The 13,521-nt window shown below is 65.8% G+C and carries 11 protein-coding genes and 1 pseudogene; 8 read left to right on the plus strand and 4 right to left on the minus strand.

What is annotated here, in order from left to right; translation table 11 throughout:
• Window position 1 precedes the first annotated feature (1 nt).
• Window positions 2–3,106, minus strand: coding sequence for a type II CRISPR RNA-guided endonuclease Cas9 (gene cas9 / locus IPM60_09555; GenBank protein MBK8908133.1), 3,105 nt, complete (start codon window positions 3,104–3,106; stop codon window positions 2–4).
• Between the two features lie 609 nt (window positions 3,107–3,715).
• Here cas9 and IPM60_09560 point away from each other — a divergent pair.
• Together IPM60_09560 and IPM60_09565 are read left to right on the plus strand one after the other, a co-directional pair.
• Window positions 3,716–4,207, plus strand: coding sequence for a MarR family transcriptional regulator (locus IPM60_09560; GenBank protein MBK8908134.1), 492 nt, complete (start codon window positions 3,716–3,718; stop codon window positions 4,205–4,207).
• A gap of 87 nt (window positions 4,208–4,294) precedes the next feature.
• Window positions 4,295–4,624: a multidrug efflux SMR transporter gene (locus IPM60_09565; protein MBK8908135.1), complete on the plus strand. Its 330-nt coding sequence runs from the start codon at window positions 4,295–4,297 to the stop codon at window positions 4,622–4,624.
• A 3-nt stretch (window positions 4,625–4,627) separates the two neighbouring features.
• Here the strand turns inward: IPM60_09565 and IPM60_09570 are convergent, their stop codons facing one another.
• Window positions 4,628–5,455: a universal stress protein gene (locus IPM60_09570; protein MBK8908136.1), complete on the minus strand. Its 828-nt coding sequence runs from the start codon at window positions 5,453–5,455 to the stop codon at window positions 4,628–4,630.
• 209 nt (window positions 5,456–5,664) lie between these two features.
• On the opposite strand from IPM60_09570, the gene IPM60_09575 reads away from it, so the two are divergent.
• Both IPM60_09575 and IPM60_09580 read left to right on the plus strand, forming a co-directional pair.
• On the plus strand, window positions 5,665–6,909 hold the full coding sequence (locus IPM60_09575; protein ID MBK8908137.1) for a DUF2183 domain-containing protein: 1,245 nt from the start codon (window positions 5,665–5,667) through the stop codon (window positions 6,907–6,909).
• Window positions 6,906–7,406, plus strand: a complete 501-nt coding sequence (locus tag IPM60_09580; protein MBK8908138.1) for a tryptophan-rich sensory protein — start codon at window positions 6,906–6,908, stop codon at window positions 7,404–7,406. Before IPM60_09575 ends, IPM60_09580 begins: the two co-directional genes overlap by 4 nt.
• A gap of 57 nt (window positions 7,407–7,463) precedes the next feature.
• Here IPM60_09580 and IPM60_09585 read toward each other — a convergent pair whose 3' ends face one another.
• Window positions 7,464–7,742 (minus strand): hypothetical protein, encoded by a 279-nt coding sequence (locus tag IPM60_09585; GenBank protein MBK8908139.1) that lies wholly within the window; start codon window positions 7,740–7,742, stop codon window positions 7,464–7,466.
• 272 nt (window positions 7,743–8,014) lie between these two features.
• On the opposite strand from IPM60_09585, the gene IPM60_09590 reads away from it, so the two are divergent.
• The 4 genes from IPM60_09590 (at window position 8,015) to IPM60_09605 (ending at window position 11,447) form a co-directional block, all read left to right on the plus strand.
• Window positions 8,015–9,442: a toll/interleukin-1 receptor domain-containing protein gene (locus IPM60_09590; protein MBK8908140.1), complete on the plus strand. Its 1,428-nt coding sequence runs from the start codon at window positions 8,015–8,017 to the stop codon at window positions 9,440–9,442.
• Window positions 9,443–9,485: 43 nt separating this feature from the next.
• Window positions 9,486–9,785, plus strand: a complete 300-nt coding sequence (locus tag IPM60_09595; GenBank protein ID MBK8908141.1) for an antibiotic biosynthesis monooxygenase — start codon at window positions 9,486–9,488, stop codon at window positions 9,783–9,785.
• 99 nt (window positions 9,786–9,884) lie between these two features.
• A complete protein-coding gene (locus IPM60_09600) occupies window positions 9,885–10,658 on the plus strand; it encodes an ATP-binding cassette domain-containing protein (protein MBK8908142.1) in 774 nt (257 codons plus the stop codon).
• Window positions 10,659–10,697: 39 nt separating this feature from the next.
• The gene (locus tag IPM60_09605; protein MBK8908143.1) at window positions 10,698–11,447 is read left to right on the plus strand and encodes an ABC transporter substrate-binding protein; all 750 of its coding nucleotides are present in this window, start codon (window positions 10,698–10,700) and stop codon (window positions 11,445–11,447) included.
• 174 nt (window positions 11,448–11,621) lie between these two features.
• Here the strand turns inward: IPM60_09605 and recQ are convergent.
• Window positions 11,622–13,480 (minus strand): annotated as a pseudogene (recQ, locus tag IPM60_09610) (DNA helicase RecQ).
• Window positions 13,481–13,521 lie beyond the last annotated feature (41 nt).

Here is a 13,521-nt window from a genome sequence, read left to right on the forward strand (position 1 = left end):
ATCAGTCGTTGGCGGGCCGAACGCGGCCGATCGGATCGACCGCCACCTTTCGGGCGCCCCTCGCCAACAGGGACGCTGCGTTGGGGCGGTTGGTCGTCGCGTGCGCCGCGTCATTGGCGTTCTCAACAACAATCTGACCGTTCGACCACGCGCCCTGTACGATCCAGCAGCCTGCCTTGTTTCCCTCCGTGAGCTGCAGTGCGTCGCCTGGCGCAAGCGACATGACGAATGCAGCGCCATCCTCCGGCGCGCGCCGTACGATCGGTTCCCTCCGCGCAACTCTCCGTGCGGCTTCGAACAGGCTGACGACATCGAAGACCACCCGTCCTGCCGCGGTGCGGTAGATCGCGATGTGGTGGTTGGCGCCGAGATCGGCGTATCCAGTGGAGACCGGAGCCATCAGACGGACCTGTTGTCTTGTCCACAGTCGTACCTTCCGGATTTCCGGTTTATCGTCTCCGAGTCGCGGGTAGGGCGGAAACGCCCTCTTCGGATCGCCACCGCGTTCGTTGACCCATCCGGTGACGACCTCGCGAACGCGCGAGTCGCAGATGCACCCAAGCTCGGTCTTGCTGATCGACTCGAGCCTCTTCCGGGTGACGAACTCGCGATAGGTACCGCTCTTTGTCGAGACGTCGTTGCCAGTGTCGCCGTAGACGGTGTCCTTGTGCAGCGGTCCGGATACCTTCTTCCGCACCCGGTGCGAGACGACGATGTTGGTGACAGCCTTTTCCGCGTCGGCACGGATTGTCGTCCACGGCGGCGGCAGGCTCGGTTCCGCGGCACGCGGATCGTCCTTGGCCTGCCAATAGCGGGACAGGCGGTTCGTCATCCCGGGGTGGGTACAGGCGACGGTGAGCGCGTCGATGGCGTGGTGGCGATGGTCGGCGCGCGTCTTCTCGCCGTTGTCCGCCAGGATGTTGTTAAGTCCCCACAGCTCCCGGAGCCGTGCGGTAACCCGACCGGTGACGGCCTGAACATGAACGGGCGCTTCGGGTCCGACGTCCGGCCAGAGACGCTTAAGGAAGGCGACCGCTTGCCGAGCGGCATAGCCGGTGTCGTTCAACTGGCGGCTGGCGAATTCGTCCGGCAGGCACTCGGCCAGGAACCGCTTCACCTTTCCCGCCGACATGCCATTCCCGCCCTTCGCCGCGATCATCTCCTGCAGGCGCCTCTTGACCGCGTCCCACCGGTCGGGGTCGTGAGCCAAGTACTCGAACGGCGTCCTGTCGCCTTTCTCGAGGTTCACGTCCCTGCGGCACAGGGTCTTGTTGCGGAAGCTGTCGTCGAAGGAGCGCCAGCGCGGCCAGATGTGCTCGACGTCGAAGCGCCCCTCTCGAAACAAGGCGTCAAAGCCGATCTGGTCGCCGGTATAGGGGCAACGCTCCCGGCTTTCCTTCCACAGGAGCCAGCGCTCGATGTCCCTTCGTGACGGCTCATGGATTCCGTTCTCACCGAGATCCTTGACGGCGTCTCGTCGGCGCTTCTCCTGCTTTCTTCGTGCGGCTTCTGTCTCTTCCCGTTCGCGCTTCGACTTGCCGACGTCCCGAGCAACCTCGACACGGATCATGTCCGGCTTGCCGTAGAGACCGATGAGGTTATTGACGACCTTACGCAGCTCGTTCTGGGTGCGCACGACCGTCGGATTGCGAAGCTTGGCGATCCGCTCCCGCTCCTCGCGGACGGCGGGGCTCGGCAAGCGGTCGAGAACCTCACCAGTCGGCCGATCGCGATCGGGGAAGGTGCTGTTTCTCCATTCTTCCCATTCCGGTGCGTTGACGAGAACGCCGAAGCGGACGCCTGCCTTGAGATGTGGCATGAAAGCCTCAAGCGCTTTGACAGAAAATGGTTCCCAGCCGGTCGGGAAGGTCATCTCCGAGAGTTGCTTCGCTTGTTCCTGCGTGATGGCGAAGTCAGCGATGAAGGTCGATACTGCTTCCGCTCGGCGCTGTCTCCGCTCGGGCGCCGACAGTATTATTACGCGTTGGTCTCCGATCTCGCCGTAGTCCGCTGCCCACAGCCGCCGATGCACGGCATCGCGAATCGCCTGTTTGTGGGGATGATCCGCCCAATCGCCTCCGAAGACACGGGCAAGCTTGGCCTCGACCGTGTTGCCGAGGAGCCCCCTGTCGCCGCCGATCTCCAGATTGAACTTGAGACGCTTCTCGACGCCCGCTTCCCCGCGGGCCTTGTAGAGCGGCTTGAGTGCGGCACGCACACCCGCCCAAGTCATCGACGCTTGCGTCTGCAGGCGGTCCATGATGGCCGCCCGTTCGTCTTCGTCCAGGGGACGAGCGTTGCCTCCAACTCCGAGGTTATTCAGCTTCTCCAGCATTCGCCGTTGCTGGGACAACCATGCTCCTTTCGGACACAGATCTTCCCCCGGCATGAAGCGGCATTCGCCGAGGGTGTTCTTGCGCCAGAAGACGGGCCGTTGGGCGAAGACCGTGTCCTGGATAGCGGCTTTGAACGAGGTGTCCCGCAGGATGGCGTGGTGTGGCGCTTGCGCTTCCCACAGAGCCTCGAATTCGTTCACGACGTCGGACCGGTGAGCGTGGAGGCCCCGCTTTCGTTCCTGCGGTCCGCGCAACGACAGCCAGGCTCCGAGGGTCGTGCCGGCGTCTCGGAGGGCCCTCGTCGTCTCGTCTCGATCCGACTTCGCGGCCTTCTCGTCGCTATCCTCTTCCGCCTGATCAACGTCCTCTTCCAGCTCCCGCCCGCTGAAGTGCCGATGCTTGGCCAAATGGTAAATTGCTCTGCCGACCTCGTGCGGCGACAGAGCTTCGGAAAGCCCACGCTTGCGGAGCAGGTAAGGATCTGCGGCCATGGTTGCGGACCATTCAGGATGGCCGTACCTGGGCAACAAGCCCGCGCTGCCAAGAGCTTCGTTCAGCGCTCTACGGCGTTGCCGACGACGACGGAGTTGTCGGCGCGCCATGCGCTTCTGTCGACGCGTCTGGTTGAAGGGTGTTCCTTCAGGATCGCGCGCCTCCGGAAACACGCGAACTCCAAGACGTAGAATCCGACCTTGCTCTGTCTCCGGCAGATGGTCGATGACTGCAAATCCTATAGATGTGGTACCGATATCGAAGCCGAGAACCCTCATCGGTTTTTCAACCCCTTGTATTTTGTGTTCCGGTAGTCTATCGTAGCGGGTGTAGCAAATCGAGAGGCGGTCGCTTTTCGCAAGCAAATCGACCCTTCGTGCGGGCTCGGCGTCCCAAGGTCATCCGCCGGTTCTTCTTCGCAGACCCCCGCCTCACCAGCGGGGGCTGTTCTTTCAACATGTTCCCCGAACAGCAAGCGTGACCGCGCTGGACGTTCTCCCGCGTCACCCCACTTGCAATGCCACTGGCGGCATCGGCCGCGGCGCGACTTGCTCGGCGGCGTCCAAGCCCGGCCTTGCGGATGCTGGCGGTAAGGGTTATGTGCCTCAGACGACGGCGTGCTGGGCGGGGCCGAGGCGAGGCTTCCCCGCGGCGCGCCATCCCGCGCACGGCCGCGGCCCCAGAACACGCTACAGTAGAGCGACGCATTTTCAAGGGGTTAACCCGGGTATTGCATACATCCGCATACATCCGCATACATTCCTGCGCTCAAAACGGACACATTGCCTGCGTTTCCAAGCAGTTACGCCCGTTCAGGTGATATAAAATGTACTCGAATCGGGCAAAATGGCCAGAAATCGTGCGCTTTCCATGAGCGTATCTCCCGCATGAGTAGTGGCCCTCCGGGCGGCTTGTCGGCTGCGCCCTTGAAGCGCGCGCCATCCCGCGGGCGGCGGATCGACTACGGGCTGCTGCCGGAGCTGGTGGGCTACCAGTTGCGGCGCGCCCAGGCGCGGGTGTTCGCGGACTTCACGGACGTGGTCACCGACCCCGGGGTTACGCCGGGCGTGTTCGGCGTGCTGGTGATCATCGACGCCAACCCGGGTCTCAGCCAGTCGGCGTTGGCGAAAGCGATCGGCATCGAGCGCTCGACGATGGTGGCGGTCATCGACCGGCTGCAGGGAGAAGGTTGGGTGCAGCGGAACGTCGCCGCCCATGACCGCCGCTCCTACGCCCTCGCGTTGACCGCCGACGGGACGGCGCTGCTGGACCGGCTGGTCCCCAAAGTGCGCCGACATGAGCGCCGCATCGCCCGGGCCTTGAGCCCGGAGGACATCGCCACCCTGATCGGCATCCTGTCAAGGATCGCGCCCGACTGAGGCCCGGGGCCTCCCATCTCGGTTGACGGCGCGGCGACCGCCCCCGATGCTGCAGCCCGTAGCGGGGCTGCGGACGGGGAGGCGGCGGTGGCTTGGGTTTACCTGGTGCTGGCGGGGATATGCGAGTGGGGCTGGCCGATGGGCCTCAAGTTCGGCTGGAGCGAACACGGCGTGCGCGCAGGCCCGCTGATCTTCGCCGCCGTTTCCATGACCCTCAGCGGCGTCCTGCTGTTGCTGGCCCAGCGCGACATTCCGGTCGGCACCGCCTACGCCGTGTGGACCGGCATCGGCGCCGTCGGCACGTTCTTTCTCGGCATCTGGCTGCTCGGCGAAGCGTCGAGTCTCGCCCGCTACGTGTTCGTCGGCTTCATCGTCGTCGGCATCCTCGGCCTCAAGCTGGCGTCTCCCTCCGACTGACGGTCAGTGCGACAGCAGCACCGGGACGGTGAGGTGGGTGAGGATGTGGCGGGTGCCGCTGCCGCGGTTCAGGTGCGGGAAGCCGTAGTGCCCGTGGGCGCCCATGACCAGCAAGTCGGCGCCGCGGTCGGCGATCCGTGACAGAAGCATGTCCATGACCCCGATGTCCTGGACCTCGAGCGCTTCCGTATCGGCGGCGACGCCGTGTGCCTTGAGGTGCCGCGCCAGGTCGGCGCAGGGCACGTCACCGTGGGATCGGGCCGGATCGCGCGGATTCAAGGCGACCAGCACCACCTCTTCCGCCGCGACGAGGAACGGCAAGGCATCGTGAACGGCGCGCGTCGCCTCGCGGCCGCCGTTCCAGGCCACCATCACCCGCCGGCCGACGTGGGGAAACTCGCCGGCATAGGGGAGGGCCAGGACCGGCCGTCCCGACCACAGCACGATCCTCTCGATCAGGTCCTGCGGCACCCCCGAGGCATGCTGCTGGCGCGCATCATGCTGCCCGAGAACGGCCAGGTCGGAATGCCGCGCCCAGAACAGGAGGGCCGAGATCAGAGCGTCGTCGCGCCGCACGATGCTCGCCGACCACTCCGCGGCGATGCCGGAAGCGCTGGTTTGTTCGGCCCAAAGACCGCGCCAGCGGTTCTCCTCGTCGCGGAAGATCTCGTCCGGCCGCCGCGAGGCCAGATTGGCGAGGTAGGGATCGCACTCGGCGAACGCGCCGCGGAGCCGCGCGCCGAACCGTTTCGCCAGATCGAGCGCCAAGCGCACGCGGGTTTCGCTCCGCTCGAGGCTGTCCACATGCACCATGATTTCGCGGTAGGTCATGCTTGGAGCTCCATCGATCGCCGGCGATAACGCTACTCTGCTCTATCTTCTTGTGTTTAACTCCATTTCGGGTTTGAGACAATGCCGGCTCGCGGAACCAGCCGTCGCCGCCGGCATTGACTTGAACAAGCACGATAACCAGGCGCAATGCCGATGCGCGCGCGCGAGGACCCTTCATGAACGCTGGCCCCAGCGGTTCGACCCGCCACATGGCCAACACCGGGCTGCGGCGGTTGCTGCGGCTGGTGGCGCGTCCGGTTCGCCGCACGGGGCGGCGCAGCGGACCGGTGCTGCAGGCTTATCGCGGCTTCGGGCACGACGACGAGATCTTTCTCATGGGCCGGGTCGTCCGGCAGATGGGCCTCGGGATCGGGCTCAGGCTGGGCGGCCTCGCGCACGACATCGTCGACATCCTCCGCCGCTTCCTGCGCCGCGGCATCGGCGGCGCGCTGGTCGAGGCGCGCTTCGGCGGCGCGGTCGAGAGGGTCACTGCCGACAGTCTCGGCTATTTCCGCCTGCACATGCGCATCCAGGACCGCCCCCACGGGCGGGATGGCTGGCACGCGGTCGAACTGGCGCTGATCGAGCCGAAGTGCGACGCGCACGCCCGCGGCTGGGTGTACATCCCGCCCAACACCTGCCGCTTCGTCGTCATCAGCGACATCGACGATACCGTCATGTTCACCGGCGTCGCCAACAAGCTGAAAATGCTGTGGCGCCTGTTCGTCAGCAAGGCGGAGAGCCGGCTCGCCTTCCCCGGCGCCGGCGCCTTGTACCGGGCGCTCTATGGCGGTGTCTCCGGCTTCGAGCACAACCCGATGCTGTACGTGTCGCGCGGGCCGTGGAGCATCTACGAAGTGCTGGAGACGTTCTTCAACCTGCACTGCATCCCCGTCGGCCCGATCCTTTTCCTCAGGGAGTGGGGAGTGACCCTGCAGCACCCGCTGCCCAAGAAGGGCAAGAACCACAAGCGCGATATGATCGACCGGATGCTGTCGCTCTATGACGACATGCCGTTCGTGCTGATCGGCGACTCGGGCCAGCATGATCCGGAGATCTATGCCCGCATCGTCAAGGAGCACCGGTCGCGGGTGCTCGCCGTCTACATCCGCAACATCAGCCGTGATCCGGAACGCATCGCCGCCATCGAGGCCCTGGCCAAAGAGGTCGCCGATGCCGGCAGCAGTCTGGTGCTGGCCGCCGACAGCCACGCCATGGCGGAGCACGCCGCCGACCTCGGCCTGATCCCCCGTCACGCCCTGGCCGCCATCGAGGACGAGCAGCGGGCGGCGGGGGAGGAGATCCCGCACGGCCGGCTGCAGAGGCTGGAGGGCGAGACGGCGCCGGAGACCCATGAAGCCGTGGAGCAGGGCCGCCTCGAGGACATGCTGACCGGGACGGCGGAGAATGAGCCGCCGGAGAGCGTCGCCGTGGACAGCGGGCGCCGCGCGTGACGGCGTCGCCCTCGAGCCGGCGCCGGTCGGGCCCCGACCTCCTCGGCCTCGCCGGGTTTGCCGTCCTGTGCCTGGCGGTGTCGGGGATCGGCGGCGCCATAACCGCGACCAGCGTCGACGGCTGGTACCAGACCTTGCAGAAGCCGTCGTTCAACCCGCCCGACTGGGTGTTCGGGCCGGTGTGGACGGTGCTCTATGTCATGATGGCGGTGGCCGCCTGGCGGGTGTGGCGCCGCGCCGGGTTCGCGGGCGGACGCGCGGCGCTGACGGCGTTCCTGGTCCAACTCGGCCTCAACCTCGCATGGACCGTCCTGTTCTTCGGTCTGCAGGCGATCGGGCTGGCGCTGATCGAGATCGTCGTACTGCTCGCCGCGATCGTTGTCACCGCCGTCCTGTTCCGGCGTATCGACCGCCTCGCCGGTTGGCTGCTGGCGCCGTATGGGCTCTGGGTCGCGTACGCCATGGCCCTCAACACGTCCCTCTGGCTGCTGAACTAAAACGGTGCTGGCGGATGTGAGTCGTCCGTCAGCACCGACAAACCGCCGATCGCGGCCTCAGTCCTCGAAAAGCCGCTTGCCCAGCTTCCACGCTGCATAGGTGCCGCCGATGGCGAGTGCCGCTGGCAGCGCGATCGACGCGGCGGTGGTTCCAAGCACTGCGACCGCGGCGCCCTTCAGAGTAGTGGCGGCGAGCGCCGCCTTCACCCCCACCGCTCCGTGAGCCGCAGTGGCCGCCGCCGTTGTCATTGCGGAGCCAGTGGCGACTCCCGATGAAGCACCCACAGCAACGATCGTTCCCTTGGCAACGCCGGTCGCTTCATCCTCCCGGGACATGATGCAATCCTCCCCTTCTGTGTCCGCAGACTCATCCCGCACGGGATGCTCTGCAGCGCTACACTAATTCGTTGGGCCCCGCCGCTCTGTGATGCTATTCACATAGCATCCTTAGAAATACGACCTATAATCCGCCGCGTAACCGGAAGTAGGAGGCATTCCGCGCCAAGTGGCGGGGCCTGCCCCTTCCGGAGAACCGTTGTAAGCGGTAGCAGGCGATCCGGGCGGCTTCATCAGGCTGCGACCGGCTCGCCATGCGTTGGAGCGCGGCCATGGCTGCAAAGCCGGCAAAAATATTTGTTTCCTATGCGCATGAGAACGAAGTGGAGTGCAACGAACTTCGGCGCCATCTCGGTGTCCTCAAGCATGAAGGGATCATCGACGTCTGGTCCGACCATCGCCTCTCGCCAGGCGAACCATGGGACGACCGCATTCGCGGCGCCTTGGCCGCGGCCGATATCGTCCTGCTCCTGGTCAGCAAGGCGTTCCTCGATTCGGAGTTCTGTTACCGCACGGAAATGCGTCAGGCCATGGAGCGGCACGAGGCCGGCATCGCCCTCGTGATTCCGATCGTGATAGAAGATTGCTACTGGAGTCCGGCTCCCTTCGGCGCACTTCAAGGGCTGCCGCGGGACATGAAGCCGGTCAAGACTTTGCCGAAGGGACAGCGCGACAGCGTCTGGCACGAAGTGGCGAAGGGCATCCACCAAGCCGTCGAACAATGCCTGTCGCGACGGCCGGTGTCGGACGGCAATAGCACCGAGTCGCTGGGCCGGGACATCGCCGCTGAGGTTCAGCAATACCTTCCGCTGCGCGCTCGCCACTTCCGGCATTTCCTCCGCCGTCTCTCGGACCGTAATGACATTGTTGTCGGCGATCGCGAGCACGTGGCGAGCCTGAGAAGCAAGCTGTTGCTAGGCGTGCAGCTGACCGAGCCGAAACTACTCACGGTAGAAGGGACTTTGTTCCCTTGCGCCCTGCTCAACAGCGGATGGTGGGAGCGGCAGACGCAGAACGTCGCGCCGTTCACCGGCTGGCGCAATCGGCTTCAGGAGTGGCTGTTCAACGGCTTTGACCTGTGGGCGCCTTCGTGGGACTTTACTTGGACGCTGGAGGACGGCCTGCCGGACGGGATAGGCCCCCGCTTCATCGCCCAGATCGGCAGCGGCGACGAGGCGGATTCACTGCCGGTCATCATTCCCGAGAACAAGGCAGACCGGTTGCGCGAATGGTTCGACGAGGGATGGGGCGGCGCCGAAGTGGAGGTGACCGGGCTTCTCGGCCACCGCACGCATTTCTGCCCGAAGTGCGTCGACCTGATCGCGTTCGGCGGCATGCTCGACTATTGCCTCTGGCTGGACGGCGACGACCCTCGCCACAAGATCAAACGCTGCCGCAGCCGCACGACCCTGTATTCCGGTTATCTTTGGAAATGCGTGGTGCCGAGGGCATGGGTACAGCAAAACGGGCGAGTAATGCTTGAGGACGCCTATTTCGTGTGGGAGCACACTAACTTCGCTGCCGACGAGGCGGTCAAGTACGGCCTGGATGCGCTTGAGCACAAGGAAGACTACATGCGCGCGATACACGGGGACCTGGTGCTGGTGCAGAAGTCTTCGAGACTCGTTCCCGGTCGGCCGTTGTTTACGGCGCGCCAAGCTTATGATCTCGTCACCGGTGGCGCTGGCGACGAGATATGAGGACCATCTTGCGAACGCGGCGTTAGAGGATGAGGAGAGGAAAATGATCGTCATCGTGTTTCGCACCCGCATGCGGGACGATGCCGACCTGACGGAAGTAGAGACAGTCGGCGCACGCATGTACGAACTGGCCGCCAACATGCCCGGTTTCGTCTCGTACAAGGAGTTCGCTGCCGCAGACGGAGAAAGCCTCGCTTTCGTCGAGTTCCGGTCTCTGGAAACGCTCGCGGCTTGGCGGGATCATCCGGAGCATCGCGAGGCGCAAGAGCGAGGCCGGGAGGCTTATTTCACGAGCTACCACATTCAAGTGTGCGAAATAGTCCGCGATTATGCATTCCCCTAAGACCTATCAGCCAAGTCAGCTGTTTTTGCTTCGCCGTTAATCCTTGACTTGACAGCGGACGTGGCTTGAGACTTGGGAAAACTTGGGACGGCAAACGGGATGCTGAAGGCGGTGGCGGCGCTCGAGATCGAGGACATTCACAAGCGCTTCGGTCCGATCGAGGTGCTGAAGGGGGTCACCCTCACCGCGTTCGACGGCGATGTCATTTCGATCATCGGCGCCAGCGGCTCCGGCAAGAGCACCCTGCTCCGTTGCATCAATCTCTTGGAAGCGCCCGACCAGGGCCGCATCCGGGTCGGCGGCGAAGAGCTGGAGCTGAGGGCGCGGCCGGGCCGCGGGCTGGTCGCCGCCAACCAGCGCCAGATCAGCCGCATCCGCGCCCGCATCGGGTTCGTCTTCCAAAGCTTCAATCTCTGGTCGCACCTCACCATCCTGGAGAACGTCATCGAGGCGCCGGTGCACGTGCGCAAGGTCCCGCGGCGCGACGCCGTCGCGCAGGTCGAGGCGCTGTTGCAGAAGGTGGGCATCGCCGAAAAGCGCGATCACTACCCGTCGCAACTGTCCGGCGGACAGCAGCAGCGGGCCGCCATCGCCCGGGCGCTGGCCATGGAGCCGCAGGTCATGCTGTTCGACGAGCCGACCTCGGCGCTCGACCCGGAACTGGTGGGCGAGGTGTTGCAGGTGATGCGAAGCCTCGCCGAAGAGGGCCGGACGATGCTGGTGGTGACCCACGAGATGCGCTTCGCCCGCGACGTCTCGACCCGGGTCGTGTTTCTGCACGAGGGCCGCGTCCTGGAGGAGGGCGCGCCGGCCGACATCTTCCAGGCCCCGACCACCGAGCGCTGCCGCCAGTTTCTCTCCAGCCATCTGTGATCGGGATCCATCAAGAGCAACGAACGAGAGGAGGATACAATGCGTCTGCCGAAACTGGTCATCGCCGCCGCCGTCATCGGGCTGTTCGCCGCCGGGGCGGCCAACGCCGCCGACACCCTTCGCATCGGCACCGAGGGCGCCTACCCGCCGTTCAACCAGATCGACGCGACCGGCAAGCTGATCGGCTTCGACATCGACATCGCCCGGGCGCTCTGCGAGGAGATGCAGGTGGAGTGCGAGTTCGTCACCCAGGACTGGGACGGCATCATTCCGGGCCTGCTCGCCCGCAAGTACGACGCCATCGTCGCCAGCATGTCGATCACCGAGGAGCGCCAGAAGGCGGTGGCGTTCACCGACAAATACTGGTCCAACAAGCTGCGCTTCGTCGCCCCGAAGGGCTCCGACTTCGATCCGCAAAAGCTGGACGGCGCCACGATCGGCGCTCAGCGCGCGACGATCAGCGCGTTGTACCTCGAGGACAACTTCGCCGATCAGGTCGACATCAAGCTCTACGACACCCAGGAGAACGCCTACCTCGACCTGGCCACCGGACGCACCGATGCGGTGCTGGCGGACATGCTGGTCAGCTATGACTGGCTGCAGACGGAGGAAGGGCAGGGCTTCGACTTCGTCGGCGAGGCGGCCAAGCTCGACGACAGGATCGGCATCGCCGTCCGCAAGGAGGACGAGGAACTGGTCCGGAAACTGAATGACGCCATCGCCGCCATCCGCGCCAACGGCACCTACGCGGAAATCAACGCCAAATACTTCCCCTTCGACATCTACTGACGCCTCAGTAACCCGTTTGTCGCTCTTGCCGTAGCCGTAGGGCGGGTTAGCAAAGCGTAACCCGCCAGCCGCGGTATACCGCGCCGTCGACATCAACCCGCCACCCGTTTTCCAGGGGCTGTCCTCCAGAAGCTGGGCTTGACGAAGTGGTAGCAGTTTAGAACGCGGTCACCGCTACCCGATATTCGGGTCGCCGGCCGCTTGTGCCTCGTCCCTGGCGCCGCTGCCGGCGCCGCGGCAGAGTTGCAGCACGGCCTGGCCGTAGCGCTCCAGCTTGGCGGCGCCGATGCCGGGGAGGGCGGCGAGGCGCGGCACGGTGTCGGGCCGGGTGCGGGCCACCTCCAGCAGCGTTGCGTCGTGGAAGATGACGTAGGCGGGGACGCCGTGGCTCCTGGCGGTATCGCTGCGCCAAGCGCGCAAGCGCTCCCACAGCGCCTGCCCATCCGCGTCGAGCTGCTCGGCCGCCGGACGAGCGGTGCGAGTGGCCGCCGCCGCCAATTTCTTGACGCGCTTGCGGAACATGACCTGCTGTTCGCCGCGGAGCACCGGTCGGCTCGCCTCCGCAAGGCGAAGCGCGCCGAAGCGGGCGTGGTCCACCTCCAGCATGTGCTGGGCGATGAGCTGGCGGAAGACGGTGCGCCAGTCCTGCTCGCCCAACTCGCGGCCGATGCCGAATGTGGTGACCTGGTCGTGGCGCCACTTCTGAACCGGTTCGGTGTCCTGTCCGAGCAGCACGTCGATGAGATGCCCGACGCCGAAGCGCTGGCCGGTGCGGTAGACGCAGGAGAGCGCCTTCCGCGCCGCCTCGGTGCCGTCCCATGTCTCCGGCGGCTCCAGGCAGATGTCGCAGTTGCCGCACGGTCCGCTCGCCTCGCCGAAGTAGCCAAGCAGGCGTTGGCGCCGGCAGGTGGCGCTTTCGCACAGCGCCAGGAGCGCGTCGAGCTTGGCGTGGGCGAGGCGCCTGAAGGTGTCCTCGGCGTCCGACTGGTCGATCATGCGGCGGTGCAGGATGACGTCGGCTAGTCCGTACGCCATCCAGGCGTCGGCGGGCAGGCCGTCGCGGCCGGCGCGGCCCGTCTCCTGGTAGTAGCCCTCGATGCTTTTCGGCAGGTCGAGATGGGCGACGAAGCGCACGTCCGGCTTGTCGATGCCCATGCCGAAGGCGATGGTCGCCACCATGACCACCGCGTCCTCTTGCAGGAACACCGTCTGGTTGCGCCGTCGCGCCGCGGCCTCCATGCCGGCGTGGTAAGGGAGGGCGTTGACGCCGTGGTCCTTGAGCCACGCCGCCGTCTCCTCCACCTTGCGCCGGGACAGGCAGTAGACGATGCCGGCGTTGCCCGCATGGCCGCTCCGGATCAGCGCCAGCAACTGGTCCCGCGCCTTGGTCTTCTCGACGATGGTGTAGCGGATGTTGGGGCGGTCGAAGCTGGAGGTGAAGATGCGGGCGCCGCCAAGCTGCAGGCGGGCGACGATCTCGTCGCGGGTGGTGGAGTCCGCCGTCGCCGTCAGCGCGATGCGCGGCACGCCGGGAAAGCGTTCGGCGAGCACCGTCAGGCGGATGTATTCGGGCCGGAAGTCATGGCCCCATTGGGCGACGCAGTGGGCCTCGTCGATGGCGAACAGCGCCAGGCCGGAGCCGGCCGCCACCCGCTCCAGCAGCGCCAGGCAGCGCGGCGAGAGCAGGCGTTCCGGCGCCACGTAGATCAGGTCGTAGAGGCCTGCGAGGATGCCGACTCCACCTTGGCCGCGTCCTCGGGCGTGAGTGATGAGTTGAGGTAGGCGGCGCTCACCCCCAACTCGCGGAGCGCCGCGACCTGGTCCTGCATCAGGGCGATCAGCGGCGAGACGACGACGCCGACCCCTCGGCGGGTCAGCGCCGGGATCTGGTAGCAGAGCGACTTGCCGCTCCCCGTCGGCATCAGCACCAGCGCGTCGCCGCCGCCGCCGACGTGGTCGATGATCGTCCCTTGCTCGCCGCGAAAGGCCGGGTAGCCGAACACGGTGTTGAGGACGGTTAAGGGGTTCGGCATGGTTCGAACGCGGGTGGGCGACGTCGCAACGCCGCGTCGCG

This window comes from Rhodospirillales bacterium, assembly GCA_016710335.1.
GTDB lineage: Bacteria > Pseudomonadota > Alphaproteobacteria > Rhodospirillales > Defluviicoccaceae > JADJXQ01.